A 16,322-nucleotide genomic window follows, 5' to 3' on the forward strand; every position below is an offset into this window, starting at 1 on the left:
TTTCTTGACCTCTCCCCGCTTGCGGGAGAGGTCGCATTGCATCGAAGATGCGATCCGGGTGAGGGGGACTCTCCGCGAGTCCAATTCTCACCGTCTTTGTGGAGACTGCCCCTTTCCCCGCAAGCGGGGAGAGGGAGACAATTACGCCACCCGCCACTCCGGCACACCATCCGCGGCCATCGAGATCTCGCCGAGCGAACCCACCGGCGTGCGGTCCATGTTGAGCAGATGCGCCAATGTCGCGCGATCGCCCGCGGGAATCCGCGCCAGCGTGCGCCGGTCGTCTTGCGTCCGCAGCATGACCACGCCGTGCTCGACATCGGCGCCGCGGCCGTAGAGCACCGTGAAGCTTTCCACTTTGCCCTTGCCTGAAACGTCCGTGACGAACTCCGGCACCGCCCGCTTGTTGCGATCGGCTTCGGCCTGCACGCTGGTGTCCTGTGCCAGCGCCTCGCGTGGCGGGGCCGTCGACACCACCAGGGCATGATGCTTGGTGACGAAACCGCCTTGTCCATAGAGCAGTCCGAGCCTGGCGCCTTCGCGCACCCGCCGCACCATCGCGCAAGCCGCATGCGTCATGTAGGTGTTGAGAGGCGCGCCGAAGAAGGTGAGGCCGCCGGTCACGGTCGGTTGCACGTCGGCGCCCAGGCCCAGCGTCCGCCGCGCCATCTTCGGCACGCAGGGGAAACAGCTGTAAAGCTCGATCGCATCGAACTTCCTGCCGTCGCCGCCGGCGAGGTCCATCACGGCCTTCAGCACCGCGTTCTGCGGATGGCTCTCGTAGAACTGGTCGCGCAACAGATAGTCGCGCGGCTCCTCCGCGGAGGCGCCGCCGAGCGGATAGACAAGCTTGTCCTCGGGAATCCCGGCTGAACGCGCCTTGGCGAGGCTGGTGAGCAGCAGCGCGCCGCCCATGTTGACGCTGGGATTGGCGACCATGAGCTTGTTGTAGGGCCAGGCGATCAGGCGGTTGTCCGCCGTCGGCGTCGTGATCTCGTCGGGTGCATAGCGCCGCTTCAGCCAGGCGTTGGGATTTTGCGCGGCAGCCTCGGAGTATCGCGACCACAGCGTGCCTGACTCCGCCATCGCCTCGCGTGGTGTCTGGCCCCAATGCGCCGACGAGGCTGCCTCGTAGAACGGATAGACGGTAACGGGACGGAATACGCCGAGCGTCACCGCCAGCGGCTTCTGGAACGCCGCGCCGCGCTTGGGCTCTTCGACGTCGTGGGCGAACGGCGTCCATGGCAGCTTCGCTCCGGCGCGCTCGGCCTTGGTCGCGGTCGACTGCGCCTCCGCGCCGCAGACCGCCGCGACGGTGCATTCGCCGCGCGCGATGCGCTTGGCAGCTTCATGGATGTAGCGGATCGGACTCTCGCCCCCGACCGGGCCGTAATAGCAATGCGCGGGCGTGATCCCGAGCCGCTGTGCCAGCAGCTTCTCCGGATCGCGATAGCGCCAGCTCAGGAAATTGACGACGTCGAGCGATTGCACTTCGCCAAGCAGCTTTGCCCCGGCATCGTCCTCGGCGCGCCGCAACGCCTGCTCCAGCAGATCGAGCGGTTCGAGGCCCGCGGTGATCTCCTTGGGACGGTCGACGATCTCGCCGATGCCGACGATGACGGGGATAAGATCTTCGGGGATATTGGTCTTGTCGGTCATGGCCTCAATTCACGGTACTACTTGTTTTCGTCATTGCGAGCGCAGCGAAGCAATCTAGAATCTTTCCGGGGAGGCAGTCTGGATTGCTTCGCTGCGCTCGCAATGACGGTGGTTGCACCTACTCCGCCACCAGCGCATTCATGTGCTCGACGGCTTCGGCAAAGTCTTCCTTGAACTCCTGCACCACGGCGCCCGCCGACTTGACGCTGTCGATCAGCCCGACACCCTGGCCGACGAAATAGCTGACGAGATCCCGCGCTCTGGCGTTGCCGCCTGCGGCCGCACGGTCGATCGAGTTGAAGGCGTCGCGGCTGATGATGCTCTGCAGCGGCATCGGCAGTGCGCCCGGGCTTTCCGGCGCGCGGTCCCAGGCATCGGTCCAGACCGAGCGGAGCTGACGCGCAGGCTTTCCGGTGCGGCCCTTCGAGCGGATCGCATCGCGCGAGGAGGCCGCGATCATCTTTTCGCGAAAGATCTCCGAGGTCTCTGCCTCGACGGTGGCAAGCCACACCGAGCCGGTCCAGGCGCCGGCCGCGCCCATCGCCATGCAGGCCGCCATCTGCCGTCCTGTCATGATGCCGCCCGCTGCGAGCACCGGCACGTCGCGGATCGGCTTGATCGCCTTGATCACCTCCGGCACCAGCACCAGGGTCGAGACCTCGCCGCAATGGCCGCCGGCCTCGGTGCCCTGCACCACGAGGATGTCGACACCGGCCGCGACCTGGCGCAGCGCATGCTCCTTCGCACCGACGAGCGCCGCAACCGGTACGCCGTGCGTCTTGCCCATCTCGATCATCGCCTTCGGCGGCACGCCGAGCGCATTGGCGATCAGGCGGATCGGATGATCGAACGAGACTTCGAGCAGCTGAAGTGCCGTCTTCGCGTCGAACGGTTGCGGCTGGTTGTCGGCCACATCAGTCGTCGTCAGCTCGATGTCGTATTTCTTCAGGAGATCGCGCGTGTACTTGCGATGCTCTTGCGGCACGCGAGCTTCCAGGCTCTTCCAGGTGACGTCCTTCTCGCCAGCGGTCGAGATGTTTTCGGGGATCAGAACGTCGATGCCGTAGGGCTTGCCGTCGACGTGCGCGTCGATCCATTTCAGCTCGCGTTCGAGCGTGTCGGGTGTGTGCACCGTCGCACCCAGCACGCCAAAACCGCCGGCGCGGCTGACGGCGGCCACCACATCGCGGCAATGGCTGAAAGCGAGCAGCGGGAACTCTACCCCCAGCATGTCGCAGATCGGCGATTTCATGGCTCTCTCCCGGCTGTCGCGTCTGTTTTGCCGCGCGAGGGCCGTCCACGCTAGCCCCTCATCGTCGGCGATGCCACGCTGGATTTGAGCGCGCATCTTGCGCGGAGGCGTTGCTCCCGGGCGAACCATTCCAGGGCGCAGCCTGGTCACAGGCCGGACGCATGACGCGGCCGCGAGGCCCGCGCCGGACGCAGGGCCGGCAGGGCTTGCCATCGGCCGTTCGTGGGCTAATTAATGCAGGCGCATCTTTCCGCCGGAGCCCCAGCATGACCGACGCCCCCGCCTACGTGCCGCCCAAAGTCTGGACCTGGAACAAGGAGAATGGCGGGCAGTTCGCCAGCATCAACCGCCCGATTGCGGGCGCGACCCACGACAAGGAGCTGCCGGTCGGCAAGCATCCGCTTCAGCTGTATTCGCTGGCGACGCCGAACGGTGTGAAGGTCACCGTGATGCTGGAGGAGCTCCTGGCGCTCGGTCACAAGGGTGCCGAATACGACGCCTGGCTGATCAAGATCGGCAATGGCGACCAGTTCGGCAGCGGCTTTGTCGACATCAATCCGAACTCGAAAATCCCGGCGCTGATGGATCGCTCGGGCCCGGAGCCGATCAGGGTGTTCGAATCGGGTTCGATCCTGTTCTACCTCGCCGAGAAGTTCGGCGCCTTCCTGCCAAAGGAGATCAAGGCCCGCACCGATGCCATGTCGTGGCTTTTCTGGCAGATGGGCAGCGCGCCTTATCTCGGCGGCGGCTTTGGCCATTTCTACGCCTATGCGCCGTTCAAGATCGAGTACGCCATCGATCGGTTCGCGATGGAGGTCAAGCGCCAGCTCGATGTGCTCGACCGTCGCCTCGCCGACAACGAGTATCTCGCGGGCAAGGACTACACCATCGCCGATATGGCGGTGTGGCCCTGGTACGGTGCGCTTGCCAAGGGTCTGGTCTACGGGGCCGGCGAATTCCTGTCCGTGCAGGACTACAAGAACGTGCAGCGCTGGACCGACCAGATCGCGCAGCGTCCGGCCGTGAAGCGCGGCCGCATGGTCAACCGCATCTCCGGCGATCCCGCCAGCCAGCTCCACGAACGCCACGACGCCGGCGATTTCGACACGAAGACGCAGGACAAGGTCGCGCCCGCGACGTAGCTGGGTAGGGTGGATTAGCCGAAGGCGTAATCCACCATCTTCGCAAGCGTTCGGCGGATTACGCTGCAACTGATCCGCCCTACTTCCGTTTCACACCCTCCGCCGCTGGAAACACCACGCGGTCGTCCGTGCGGCAATAGCGATCCGCGAACATGCGCCCGATCGGGTGATAGCGGTCCATGTGTACCCGCATCGCCTTGTCGTCCCAGAGCTCGTCGCGGATGTAGAAGTGCAGGCCTTCGCCCATGATCAGGCGGCGATCGTCGTTGACGTCGATCATCTTCCAGAGCTTGCACTCCATCGCCCAGGGCGTGTCGGCCAGTCGCGGCACCGCGACCGTCTTCGAGGCCGCGAGCTTCAGTCCGAGAAAGTCGGGCTCGCCGATATCAGGGGAAAATCGCCGCTGCTCTCGTGCATGGCCTCCGCCAAGGGTTCGTCGGCGATGTTGACCACGAATTCGCCGGTGCGCTGGATGTTGAGGAACGTGTCCTTGTCCTGGCCATCAGGCTTGCGGTTCGCCGCGAACATGCATAGCGGCGGATCCTCGCAGAAGGCGTTGAAGAAACTGAACGGGGCGGCGTTGACCACGCCGGTCGGCCCAACCGTCGTCACCCACGCGATCGGCCGCGGCAGGATGAACGATGTCAGCACCTTGTAGCGCTCGCGTGGCGTGAGGTCGCTGGCGGCGTAGTCCATGGCGGCTCCGGGGGAGGTGCATTTCGTAGGGTGGGCAAAGCGAAGCGTGCCCACCATTTCTTGCGATGCCGTGATGGTGGGCACGGCGCGCGAAGAGCGCGCCTTTGCCCACCCTACTGCTCTCCCCGCAAGCGGGGAGAGGGGAAAGAGGGAGCCAAGGTTCACGCCATGCTCAGCTCGTGACGTCCCACCACCATCCAGTGCACCTCGTCCGGACCATCGGCGAAGCGCAGGTGACGGACGTCCTGGTACATTTCGGCGAGCGGGGTCCAGTGCGAGATGCCGGTGGCGCCGTGCATCTGGATCGACTGGTCGATGATCTTGCAGGCGCGCTCCGGCACCATGGCCTTGACCATGGAGACCCAGACGCGGGCCTCCTTGTTGCCGAGCACGTCCATGGCCTTGGCGGCCTTCAGCACCATCAGCCGCATCGCCTCGATTTCGCAACGCGCCTGCGCGATGATCTGCATGTTGCCGCCGAGATGGGCGATCTTCTTGCCGAAGGCTTCGCGGGTGAGGCCACGCTGCACCATCAGGTCGAGCGCCTTCTCGGCCTTGCCGATGGTGCGCATGCAGTGATGGATGCGGCCGGGTCCAAGCCGGAGCTGCGAGATCTCGAAGCCGCGGCCTTCGCCGAGCAGGATGTTCTCCTTCGGCACGCGCACGTTGTTGAAGCGCATATGCATGTGGCCGCGCGGGGCGTGATCCTGGCCGAACACGTACATGGGCCCGAGCACCTCGACGCCGGGCGTGTCGCGCGGCACCAGGATCTGCGACTGCTGCTTGCTCGGTGCCGCATCCGGATTGGTCTTCACCATCACGATGAGAATCTTGCAGCGGGGATCGCCGACGCCGGAGATGTAATATTTCTCGCCGTTGATGACCCACTCGTCGCCGACGAGTTTTGCGGTCGTCGAAATGTTCTTGGCGTCGGAGGAGGCGACATTCGGTTCGGTCATGACGTAGGCCGAGCGGATCTCGCCGTTCATCAGCGGCTTCAGCCACTTCTCCTTCTGCTCCTTGGTGCCGACGCGCTCCAGCACTTCCATGTTGCCGGTATCAGGCGCCGAGCAGTTCATGCTCTCGGAGGCGAGCGGGCTCTTGCCGAGCTCGGAGGCGATATAGGCGTAGTCGAGGTTCTTCAGGCCCTGGCCGGTCTCGTCATCGGGCAGGAAGAAGTTCCAAAGGCCTTCCTTCTTGGCCTTGTTCTTGGCGACCTCAAGCACCTCGAGCTGCTTCGGCGTGAAGCTCCAGCGATCCTCCTTGCCTTCGCCGGCCTTGGCAAACTCGATCGACATCGGCTCGACGGTGTCGCGGATGAACTTCCTGACGTGATCGTAGAGCGGCCGGACCTGGTCCGACATGCGCAGGTCGTTGAGCTCGTCGCCGGGGTTGAGAGTGTAGTTGGTGGTGCGGGGTATGTAGGCGTGTTTTGTCATTGTTCCTCCCGGGGGCGATGAGATCATGTTGGCCGCAAGAATAGTCGCAGCGCGGCCAAAGCGCGAGCGCGTAATTTTTTCACGCGAACCATGCCATACGATGGAATATCGCGAGGGCGTTTGAAATGTTGTTTGAATGGGGCCGCGAGTTCGGGACGCTGTGCGCCAATCTCCGCTGTCATCGCCCGATTTAATCGGGCGATCCAGTATTCCACCGGCGGCAGTGCTTGAACGGAAACGTCTCGGCGTACTGGATGCCCCGGTCAAGCCGGGGCATGACATAGCGGTGGATGTAGCCCTAGTTCGGCATCCGGTGCATCGCGCAGATCTTGTTGCCGTCGAGGTCGCGCAAGTAAGCGAGATAGAGCTTGCCGCCCGGGCCCTGGCGCACGCCGGGTGGATCCTCGATCGAGGCGCCGCCGGCGGCGAGGCCGGCCGCGTGCCAGGCATCGACCTGCTCGGGCGAAGCGCAGGCAAAGCCGATGGTGCCGCCGTTCGCGCAGGTTGCGGGCTCGCCGTTGATCGGCTTCGACACCGAGAACACGCCGGTCTTGGTGATGTAGAAGATGCGATGGCCGTCGACCCTGGCCGGCCGCACTTCGAGCGTGCTGAGCAGATTGTCGTAGAACGTCTTGGCCTTGTCGAGGTCGTTGGTGCCGATCATGATGTGCGAGAACATCTGCTGTTTCCCCTCAGTTTGATGTGTAGGACCGTAGGGTGGGTTAGCGAAGCGTAACCCACCGACTTCGTTTCCCGGATGAATGGTGGGTTACGCCTTCGGCTAACCCACCCTACGAGACTCAATACGCCGTATAGCCGCCGTCGATCACGAACGTGTCCGCGGTGTGATACGACGACGCCTTGCTCATCAGATACACCGCGATGCCGCCGAAATCGCTGGCCTCGCCGAAGCGTCGCATCGGGATGCGCGGCATCACGTTGGCGACGAATTTCTCGTTGGCCATGAGACCCGCGGTCATGTCGCTCTTGATCCAGCCGGGCAGGATCGCATTCGCGGTGACGCCGTGGCGGGCGAGCTCGACCCCGAGCGCGCGCACCAGCGCGTTGATCGCGGCCTTGGTCGCCGCGTAGTGCTCGTTGCGCGCGGTGCCGAAGATCGAGGCGAGGCTGGAGGTCGCAACGAGCCGACCGAAGGGGTCGCCGGCATTGGCGCGGTCGGTCATGTGCCTGGCGGCAGCCTGGAACGCGTGGAAAACGCCGTCGAGATTGGTCGCAAACATCGTGCGCCATTCCTCCTCGGTGCGCTCGATGAAGGAGCGCCTTCCGCCGCCGCCGATGCCGGCATTGGCAAAGCACCCGTCGACCCGGCCGAAAATGTCGAGCGTCGCCTTCATTGCAGCATTGACGGAGGCCGGATCGGTGACGTCGCAGACGCGGCTGTCGACCTTGCCCGATAGCCCCGCCATGCTCGCGGCAGCAGCCTTGTTCTTGTCGGCATTGCGGCCCCAGATCGAGACGTTACAGCCCTGGCCGGCAAGCGCCTGCGCGATTCCGAGCCCTATACCGCCATTGCCGCCGGTGATCACGGCCACGCGGCCGGAGAGGTCGAAGATGCTCATGGGGCGTTTCCTGTTATTCAGTCCGGTTATTGGCACGGCCGCGCGCCAGCCAGTGCGCGCAAGATTGTGCGATACGACGACAAGGTATGTTCGGACCACCATGGACAAGGCCGCGACAAAAATCAAATATGCGCCGGACAAAACCAATTCCGGCCTGCGAAACATCGCCGCCCGCAACTGACGAGGAAACCATGCAGTTCAAACACGTCACACTCGATTTCGATGGTTCGGTCGCGATCCTCAAGCTCGACCATCAGGAGGTGATGAACGCGGTTTCCGTGGACATGCTGGGCGGTCTTTCCGACGCGCTCGACGCGATCGAGGAGAAGAAGGACGAGGTGCGCTGCGTCGTGCTGACCGGCGCCGGGCGGGCGTTCTGCACCGGGGCCAATCTCCAGGGCCGCAACAACCAGGCGAAAAAGACCAAGGCCGGCATGACGCTTGAGACCGGTTTCCATCCGTTCCTGCGCCGGATCCGCAACCTGCATTGCCCGATCGTCACCGCAGTGAACGGTCCGGCCGCCGGCGCCGGCATGAGCTTCGCGCTGCTCGGTGACATGATCCTGTGCGCGCGGTCCTCCTACTTTCTGCAAGCGTTCCGGCGCATCGGCCTCGTGCCGGATTGCGGTTCGACCTGGCTGCTGCCGCGCCTGATCGGCAAGGCGCGCTCGGTCGAATTGTCGCTGATGGGCGAGCGCCTGCCGGCCGAGAAGGCGCTGGAATGGGGCCTCGTCAACCGCGTCCATGATGACGGCGTGCTGATGGAGGAGGCGATGAAGCTCGCACGTGACCTCGCCAGCGGGCCGACGATCGCGCTCTCGTTGATCCGCAAACTCTATTGGGACAGCCCGGAAAACTCCTTCGAGGACCAGCTCAATCTCGAGTTCCAGTGCCAGCTCCGCGCCGGCGACACGGATGATTTCCGTGAAGGCGTCGGCGCCTTTCTGGAGAAGCGCCCGGCCAAATTCACCGGCAAATGAACAAAGGCAAATGATCGAGGCCGAGCTTTCGCGCAGCGTCCAGCGCTGGTGTCCGGGCGCAACCGGCGTCACCGACGCGGCCAAGTTGTCGGGCGGCGCCAGTCAGGAGACCTGGCGCTTCGACATCGTGCATCCCGATGGACCGATCGGTGCGATCCTGCGGCGCTCGCCGAAAGGCTATGGCGCCGCGCCGACGCGCGCGGCAGGTCTTGCCGCCGAGGCGCAGCTGATGCAGCTCGCCTATGAGGCCGGCGTGCCGTCGCCGCGCGTGATGCACGTGCTGACGCCGGATGAAGAGCTCGGCACAGGCTTCATCATGCAGCGGGTCGAAGGCGAAACCATCGCCCGCAAGATTCTGCGCGATGAGGAGTACGCATCGGCGCGGCCGCAGCTCGCGCGGCAGATCGGCGGCGTGCTCGCCGGGCTGCACAGATTGCCGCTGGACAAGCTGCCCGAGCTGCGCAGCCGTGGCGCGACGCAGGAGATTGACGAGTTCGAGCGCGATTATCGCAGCCTGAACTGGCCCAAACCCGTATTCGAGCTGGCGCTGCGCTGGCTGCGCGACCACGATCCTGGTCCTTCCGCCGAAACGACGCTGGTGCACGGCGATTTCCGCAACGGAAATCTCATCATCGGCGCCGACGGCGTCCGCGCCGTACTCGACTGGGAGCTCGCACATCTCGGCGATCCCATGGAGGATCTCGGCTGGGTCTGCGTCAACTCCTGGCGCTTCGGCGAGATCGACAAGCCCGTTGGCGGCTTTGGCGCGCGCGAGGAGCTGTTCGCGGGCTATGAGGCCGCGGGGCGCACATGCGATCCGGCGCGCGTCAAGTTCTGGGAAGTGATGGGGACGCTGCGCTGGGGCATCATGTGCGGCGGCATGATGCAGCGGTTCCGCGAAGGCCCTGACCATTCCATGGAGCGCGGCATGATCGGCCGCCGCGCCTCCGAGACCGAAATCGATCTGTTGCGGCTGCTGTCGCCCCGGGGGAGTTGACCATGCAGGACGAGCCGACGCCGATCGAGCTGACCACGGCGGTCGCCGATTTCCTCCGCAGCGACATCACGCCGCTGATCTCCGGCCACCAGGCGTTCAAGCTGCGGGTCGCGATCAACATCCTCGATCTCGTCGCGCGGCAGTTGACGCGGGAGGAGGCGAGCGACGCCGCGGAAGTGGAACGGTTGCGTGCGTTGCTTGGCATGGATGGCTCGGTCGCCGACCTCAACCGCGCGCTTGCCGAGCGCATCGCGAAGGGCGAGGTCGACCTCGCGACGCCGGGGTTAGCCGAGCATCTTTGGGCGACCACGATGGATAAGCTCGCGGTCGATCAGCCGAACTATGCGTCCTACAAGCGCGAGCTATCGAGAGGAGGGTAGACCTCCCCCGTCATTGCGAGGAGCCCTTGCGACGAAGCAATCCAGGCCGTTTCCGCAGAGACAGTCTGGATTGCTTCGCTGCGCTCGCAATGACGCTGTTGAGACGGCTGCGCCAATCTCTCCGCTTCGTCATGCCCGGGCTCGTCCCGGGCATCCACGTTCTTCATACCGCGCGTCGAGACGTGGATGGCCGGGACAAGCCCGGCCATGACGGAGGCCGAAGATACCTACTTCCCCACCCATTTCGGCGGCCGCTTCTCGGAAAACGCCTTCGGGCCCTCGATGTAGTCCTGCGAGGCCACCATCGCCTTCACCGCCGGATATTCGCGCTGCTCCTCGATCGCCTGCTCCAGCGACACGCCGAGCCCCTTCCGGATCGTCTGTATCGAGGCGCGGATCGACATCGGCGAGTTCTTGGTGATCATCTCGGCCCAGCGCAGCGCGCCCTTGAGCGACTCGCCCTGGGGCACCACCTCGTTGACGAAACCGAGCTCATAACCTTCCTTGGCGCCGACATGGCGCGCGGTGAGGATCATGCCCATGGCGCGCTTGAGCCCGATCTGCCGCGGTAGCCTGTGCAGGCCGCCCGCGAGGGCGGCAAGGCCGACGCGCGGCTCGGGCAGGGCGAAGGTCGCATTCTCCGAGGCGATGATCAGGTCGCAGGCGAGCGCGATCTCGAAGCCGCCGCCCATGGCGACGCCGTTCACCGCGGCAATGATCGGCTTGTCGCAGTCGAAGCGTGCCGTGAGGCCGGCAAAGCCGCCCTTGTCCCAGCCTCGCTTGCCGCCCGCCGCCTGCCACTTCAGATCGTTGCCGGCGCAGAATGCCTTGTCGCCGGCGCCGGTAACGATGGCGACCCATTGCTCGGGATCACCAGAGAAATCATCGAACACCTTTTGCAGCTCGAAATGCGCGTCGGTGTGCAACGCGTTGTAGACCTCGGGCCGCGACAGCGTGACGATCGTGATCGGCCCCTTGCGTTCCACCTTTGAAAACTTCAGCTCCATGATCGCTCCGGCATTGTTTCGTGAAGGACTATTGCCGTCATACTAGCGCGCACCGGCGCTGCGAGACCATCGAATTGCGCGGGCACGCCTTGCGCATCTGGAACGTCTCGCGTTGCTTGACTTGTCCGCGCTCTTCTCAGCTTAATCGCGCGAAGCAGAAACGGGCCTAGCGCCTTAACGCAAAACGATAAGATCATCCGGGAGAGAACCGTGGATTTTTCACTGCCAGCCGATCTCGTCGCCTATCTCGGAGAGCTCGATCGTTTCATCGAACGCGAGATCAAGCCGCTGGAAGCGGCAGACGACAACATCCGTTTCTTCGATCATCGCCGCGAATGGGCGCGCACCGATTTCGACAACGGCGGCCTGCCGCGCCATGAATGGGAGGCGTTGCTGCGGAAGGCAAAGGATCTCGCCGATGCGGCGGGCCATTTGCGCTTTGCGGTGTCGAAGCAATATGGCGGCAAGGACGGCTCCAACCTCTGGATGGCGGTGATCCGCGAGCATTTTGCCGCCAAGGGTCTCGGCTTGCACAACGATCTTCAGAACGAACACTCCATCGTCGGAAATTTCCCCGTCGCCACCATGCTCGACCGCTACGGCCGCGACGACCAGAAAGAGATGATCGACGGCTCGATCAAGGGCAAGTACCGCATCACGTTCGGTCTGACCGAGCCTAATCACGGCTCGGACGCCACCCACATGGAGACGCGCGCGGTGCCCGCGACCCGCGATAACGTCAAAGGCTGGATCATCAAAGGCGAGAAGATGTGGACCACGGGCATGCACGTCGCCACGCATTGCGCGCTGTTCGCGCGCACGTCCGGCAACGACGGCGACGCCCGCGGCATCACCTGCTTCCTGGTGCCGGCCAAGAGCCACGGCGTCAAGGTCGAGGAGTATATGTGGACGTTCAACATGCCGACCGACCATCCTCGCGTCAGTTTTACCGACGTGTTCGTGCCTGACGACGCGCTGTTCGGCGAGGTCGGCCGCGGCCTCTCGCTGGCGCAGTGCTTCGTGCACCAGAACCGCATCCGCCAGGCGGCGAGTTCGCTGGGGGCCGCCGTCTACTGCATCAACGAAAGCGTCAAATATGCGCGGGAGCGGAAGCCGTTCGGCAAGGCGCTCGCGGAGAACCAGGCGATCCAGTTCCCCTGGTGGAACTCGCGACGCAAGCCGAGATGCTCCGCCTCCTGATCCGCAAGACCGCCTGGGAGATGGACAAGCTCACCGAGGAACAGATCGAGCGGACGCTCTCCGATCGCGTCTCGATGTGCAACTATTGGGCAAATCGCCTCTGCTGCGAGTCCGCCGACCGGGCCATGCAGGTTCACGGCGGCATGGGCTACTCACGCCACAAGCCGTTCGAGCACATCTACCGCCACCACCGCCGCTACCGCATCACGGAAGGCAGCGAGGAGATCCAGATCCGGAAGGTGGCGGGGTTTCTGTTCGGGTATATGGGGCCGGGGATGCATTGATCGTCGCGCGCGACGAAGCAATCGCGGCCTTTCCGAGTAGACAGTCTGGATTGCTTCGTCGCAAGGGCTCCTCGCAATGACGGGGAGAGAGCCACGCCTCTGCCTCTACAGCGTCATTGCGAGCGAAGCGAAGCAATCCAGAATCTTTCCACGGAGCTAGTCTGGATTGCTCGGTCGCCTCGCGATCAATTCACCCTTCGATCCTTCCCCGCCCAATACGGCTCGCGCAACTGCCGCCGCAGGATCTTACCTGACGGATTCCTCGGCAACGCCGGCAGAAACTCAACGCTCTTCGGCGTCTTGAATCCGGCGATACGCTCGCGGGTGAAGTTGATGATGTCGGTGGCGGTCGCCTGCTTGCCGGGCTTCATCACCACCACGGCTTTGACCGCTTCGCCCCATTTCTCGTCGGGAATGCCGATCACGGCGGCCTCGGCGACATCAGGATGATCGCACAGCGCGCTCTCGACCTCGGCGGGATAGATGTTCTCGCCTCCGGAGATGATCATGTCCTTGATGCGGTCGTGGATGTAGAGATAGCCATCCTCGTCCACGTAGCCGGCATCGCCCGTGCGCAGCCAGCCATCGCCGCGCAGCGTCGAGGCGGTCGCTTCAGGCAAATTCCAGTAGCCGGCCATGTTCGAGCCCGAGCGCGTCGCGATCTCGCCGACCTGTCGCGGCGGCAGCGGTTTGCCGTCGATATCGAGGATCGCGATCTCGACGCCCGGCAGCGCCTTGCCGGCCGAGCGCATCCGCTCCAGCCCCTCGACGTGGTCCTCCGGCGGCAACGCGACGATGGTGCCCGTCGTTTCAGTCATGCCGTACATCTGCACGAAGCCGCATTTGAAGACCTCGATGCACTCCTTGAGCAGTGCTGCCGGGATAGGTGAGGCGCCGTAGAGCATGTATTTCAATCGCGAGAAATCGACCGTCCTGGCGCGCGGCTGCCGCACCACGAACTGCATCGCCGCGGGCACCATGAACAGTTTAGTGATGCCGGATTGCTCGAAGAAACCCAGCACCTTGGTCGGATCGAATTCGCGCGCGATGACGCCGCGGGCGCCGTGATAGAGGCCCATCACGCCCCAGCCGGAGCCGCCGATATGGAAGATCGGCATCGCGACCAGCGACACGTCCTCGGTCGACCACCGGTTCCACTCCGGCTTGTCCGCGGCGTTGCCGGTCTGCACGAGGTTGAGGAAGTTCGCGTGGCTCAGCATCGCGCCCTTTGGCTTGCCGGTGGTGCCGGACGTGTAGAGCTGGATCGCGATGTCTCTTGTGTCGATCGGCACCTTCGGATCATCGCCGCTCTGCGCATCGCGCCAGGCCGTGAAATCCTGCCATTCCGGCGCGCCGCCCTCGGCGGTGATGATCGTGCGCACGCTCGGCAGCTGATCCTTGATCTGGCGGACCTGCGTGATGAATTCCGGCCCGACAAAGAGCACCGGCGCCTTGCAGTCGCCCACGATGAAGGCGACCTCGGGCCCCGCGAGCCGCCAGTTCACCGGCGCCATCACGACGCCGGCCTTCATCGCGCCCATCAGCAATTCGAAATAGAGGTCGCTGTTCTTGCCGAGATAGGCGATGCGGTCGCCCTTTTTCACGCCCATCGCGAGGAGCGCGTTCGCGACCTTGTTGGTGTTGACGTCGAACGCGGCAAAGCTGGTGACGCGGCCCTCGAACTCGTAGGCCGTGGCGCTGCCGCGGTTCCTGGCGCGCTCGCGCACCATGTCGGCGAGATTCGCTAATGGCTGTGTGGTGGACATGTTTCTCCCGTGGCTTATGTTTTTATGACGCGAAGTGTGGCGTCATCCGCGCCTAAAAACAATACGGGAGAGAGCGAGCTACCCCCGCTTCGCCCGGTCCTTTTCGTTCTGCGCCATGATGCTTTCGCGGGCGGTCTTCCAGTCGTCGTCGCTCCAGTCGCGGAGCTGATAGAAATTGCCGCCCATCGCGAGCGCCTGCGCGCCGTCCATGGCGATGGTCTCGCCATTGATCCAGTTGCAGCCGCCGGAGATCAGGAACACTGCGAGGTTCTGCAACTCCTCCATGGTGCCGACGCGGCCCATCGGGTTCATCGCCTTGGTGCGCGCGCCGGCCTCGTCGCCCGGCTTGATGCGCTTGCTCATGCCCTCGGTCGGAATCTCGCCCGGCGCGATGGTGTTCAGCCGAATGCCGTAGCGGCCCCATTCGGTGGCGAGCGACATCGTCATGGCGTGGATCGCCGACTTGCTCATCGCCGACGGCACCACGTAGGGCGAGCCGTTGCGGACCCAGGTCACGGTGATCGAGACGACGTTGCCGGGTTGCTTCAGCGCGATCCAGCGCTTGCCGATCGCCTGCGTCACGTAGAACGTCCCGTGCATGACGATGTTGGCGACCGCGTCGAAACCCCTCGGCGACAGCTCCTCGCTGCGCGAGATGAAATTGCCGGCCGCGTTGTTGATGAGGTCGGTGAGGGGCGCATCGCGAAAGATGGCCTCGACCATCTCCTCGACCGCGAGCGCGTTGCGGATGTCGACGCCGTGGCTGGTGACGCGGCCGCCGTACTCGGCCATCAGCTCGTTCGCGGTCTCGTCGCAGACGACCTTGCGCCGGCCGCAGATATGCACCTCGGCGCCGAGCTGGAGGAAGCGTGCCGCCATCGACTTGCCGAGCCCGGTCCCGCCGCCGGTGACGAGGATGTTCCTGCCGGCCAGAAGATTTTCCTTGAACATCGCCGTTTCTCCCGTACGGATTGTCAGTTAATTGGTCGATTGACTAAACTCGGCCGCCGTCTTTTTGTAAAGCGGCGCCGAACAAGAATAGGCAAGAACAGGGGAGAATTGATCCATGGAAGAGCGCGTCTCGATTTCGATCTCGGAAGGGGTCGCCGACGTGCGTCTGGTGCGCGCGGACAAGATGAATGCGCTGGATCAGGCGATGTTCGAGGCCCTCGTCGCCGCAACCGAGCGGCTTTCGAAGGAAAAAGGCGTGCGCGCCGTCGTGCTCTCCGGCGAGGGCCGCGCCTTCTGCGCCGGTCTCGACATGGGGCGTTTTGCCGCCATGAAGGAAGGCGGCGGCAACGGAATTCCGGGTGGCGAAAATCGCGACCTCACCAAGCGCACGCATGGCCAGGCAAACTTTCCACAACAGGCGGTGTGGGGCTGGCGCCAGCTCCCCGTGCCGGTGATCGCGGCGATCCAGGGCGTCGCCTTCGGCGGCGGCTTCCAGCTCGCGCTCGGCGCCGACATGCGTTTCCTCACGCCGGATGCGCGGATGTCGGTGATGGAAATCAAATGGGGCCTCGTCCCTGACATGGCGGGCACGCCGATCCTGGCCTCGCTCGTGCGCGACGACATCCTGCGCGATCTCACCTATACGGGGCGAATCTTCTCCGCGCAGGAGGCGATGAGTTACGGTCTTGCCACGCGCATCTGCGACGACCCGCGCGCCACCGCGCTCGAAGTCGCGCGCGAGATCGCCGGCAAGAGCCCGGATGCGATCCGCGCCGCCAAGCGCCTGCTCAACAATCTCTCGGTCGATCCCGGTCCCGCATTGCTGGCCGAATCCGTCGAGCAGCAGAAGCTGATCGGCAGCGCCAACCAGACCGAAGCGGTGCGCTCCAATCTGGAGAAGCGTGCGGCGAAGTATGTGGATTAATCTTCCGTCATTCCGGGATGCGCCGTAGGCGCGGGCCCGGAATCCATCGAGCCTCATCGTACGC

The 16,322-nt window shown here is 64.4% G+C and carries 14 protein-coding genes and 2 pseudogenes; 7 read left to right on the forward strand and 9 right to left on the reverse strand.

Going from position 1 to position 16,322, the window contains the following annotated elements; genetic code table 11:
* Nucleotides 1–141: 141 nt before the first annotated feature.
* Together ACQ86E_RS24090 and ACQ86E_RS24095 are read right to left on the reverse strand one after the other, a co-directional pair.
* A complete protein-coding gene (locus ACQ86E_RS24090; RefSeq protein ID WP_431202103.1) occupies nt 142–1,659 on the reverse strand; it encodes an acetyl-CoA acetyltransferase in 1,518 nt (505 codons plus the stop codon).
* Nucleotides 1,660–1,777: 118 nt separating this feature from the next.
* Nucleotides 1,778–2,911 (reverse strand): nitronate monooxygenase, encoded by a 1,134-nt coding sequence (locus tag ACQ86E_RS24095; RefSeq protein WP_431202104.1) that lies wholly within the window; start codon nt 2,909–2,911, stop codon nt 1,778–1,780.
* A 266-nt stretch (nt 2,912–3,177) separates the two neighbouring features.
* On the opposite strand from ACQ86E_RS24095, the gene yghU reads away from it, so the two are divergent.
* The gene (gene yghU, locus ACQ86E_RS24100; RefSeq protein ID WP_431202105.1) at nt 3,178–4,053 is read left to right on the forward strand and encodes a glutathione-dependent disulfide-bond oxidoreductase; all 876 of its coding nucleotides are present in this window, start codon (nt 3,178–3,180) and stop codon (nt 4,051–4,053) included.
* 79 nt (nt 4,054–4,132) lie between these two features.
* Here yghU and ACQ86E_RS24105 read toward each other — a convergent pair.
* The 4 genes and pseudogenes from ACQ86E_RS24105 to ACQ86E_RS24120 all read right to left on the reverse strand — a co-directional run bounded on the left by ACQ86E_RS24105 (nt 4,133) and on the right by ACQ86E_RS24120 (nt 7,768).
* Nucleotides 4,133–4,749: pseudogene (locus ACQ86E_RS24105) on the reverse strand (flavin reductase family protein).
* A gap of 161 nt (nt 4,750–4,910) precedes the next feature.
* A complete protein-coding gene (locus ACQ86E_RS24110) occupies nt 4,911–6,188 on the reverse strand; it encodes an acyl-CoA dehydrogenase family protein (protein WP_431202106.1) in 1,278 nt (425 codons plus the stop codon).
* A gap of 298 nt (nt 6,189–6,486) precedes the next feature.
* A complete protein-coding gene (locus tag ACQ86E_RS24115) occupies nt 6,487–6,867 on the reverse strand; it encodes a VOC family protein (protein ID WP_431202107.1) in 381 nt (126 codons plus the stop codon).
* A gap of 121 nt (nt 6,868–6,988) precedes the next feature.
* On the reverse strand, nt 6,989–7,768 hold the full coding sequence (locus ACQ86E_RS24120) for an SDR family NAD(P)-dependent oxidoreductase (RefSeq protein ID WP_431202108.1): 780 nt from the start codon (nt 7,766–7,768) through the stop codon (nt 6,989–6,991).
* Here ACQ86E_RS24120 and ACQ86E_RS24125 point away from each other — a divergent pair.
* From ACQ86E_RS24125 to ACQ86E_RS24140, 4 genes are read left to right on the forward strand one after another with little or no spacing between them, the layout of a single operon-like run.
* A complete protein-coding gene (locus ACQ86E_RS24125; protein ID WP_431202109.1) occupies nt 7,767–7,949 on the forward strand; it encodes a hypothetical protein in 183 nt (60 codons plus the stop codon). The genes ACQ86E_RS24120 and ACQ86E_RS24125 overlap by 2 nt on opposite strands.
* Before the next feature lie 10 nt (nt 7,950–7,959).
* Nucleotides 7,960–8,748, forward strand: a complete 789-nt coding sequence (locus ACQ86E_RS24130) for an enoyl-CoA hydratase/isomerase (protein WP_431202110.1) — start codon at nt 7,960–7,962, stop codon at nt 8,746–8,748.
* A 10-nt stretch (nt 8,749–8,758) separates the two neighbouring features.
* Nucleotides 8,759–9,745, forward strand: coding sequence for a phosphotransferase family protein (locus ACQ86E_RS24135; RefSeq protein WP_431202111.1), 987 nt, complete (start codon nt 8,759–8,761; stop codon nt 9,743–9,745).
* A 2-nt stretch (nt 9,746–9,747) separates the two neighbouring features.
* Complete coding sequence (locus tag ACQ86E_RS24140; RefSeq protein WP_431202112.1) at nt 9,748–10,125, forward strand: DUF6285 domain-containing protein; 378 nt, start codon at nt 9,748–9,750, stop codon at nt 10,123–10,125.
* Between the two features lie 227 nt (nt 10,126–10,352).
* On the opposite strand, the gene ACQ86E_RS24145 is transcribed toward ACQ86E_RS24140, so the two are convergent.
* A complete protein-coding gene (locus ACQ86E_RS24145) occupies nt 10,353–11,132 on the reverse strand; it encodes an enoyl-CoA hydratase-related protein (protein WP_431202113.1) in 780 nt (259 codons plus the stop codon).
* 210 nt (nt 11,133–11,342) lie between these two features.
* Between ACQ86E_RS24145 and ACQ86E_RS24150 the strand changes: the two are divergent.
* Nucleotides 11,343–12,616 (forward strand): annotated as a pseudogene (locus ACQ86E_RS24150) (acyl-CoA dehydrogenase family protein).
* Nucleotides 12,617–12,801: 185 nt separating this feature from the next.
* On the opposite strand, the gene ACQ86E_RS24155 reads toward ACQ86E_RS24150, so the two are convergent.
* A complete protein-coding gene (locus ACQ86E_RS24155; protein ID WP_431202114.1) occupies nt 12,802–14,382 on the reverse strand; it encodes a fatty acid--CoA ligase in 1,581 nt (526 codons plus the stop codon).
* Nucleotides 14,383–14,460: 78 nt separating this feature from the next.
* Nucleotides 14,461–15,333 (reverse strand): SDR family oxidoreductase, encoded by an 873-nt coding sequence (locus tag ACQ86E_RS24160; protein WP_431202115.1) that lies wholly within the window; start codon nt 15,331–15,333, stop codon nt 14,461–14,463.
* Nucleotides 15,334–15,448: 115 nt separating this feature from the next.
* Between ACQ86E_RS24160 and ACQ86E_RS24165 the strand changes: the two genes are divergently transcribed.
* Nucleotides 15,449–16,258 carry a crotonase/enoyl-CoA hydratase family protein gene (locus ACQ86E_RS24165; protein ID WP_431202116.1) on the forward strand — a complete coding sequence of 270 codons (810 nt, stop codon included), beginning with the start codon at nt 15,449–15,451 and terminating at the stop codon, nt 16,256–16,258.
* Nucleotides 16,259–16,322: the final 64 nt, after the last annotated feature.

This window comes from Bradyrhizobium betae (assembly GCF_050632175.1).
Taxonomy (GTDB): domain Bacteria; phylum Pseudomonadota; class Alphaproteobacteria; order Rhizobiales; family Xanthobacteraceae; genus Bradyrhizobium; species Bradyrhizobium betae_B.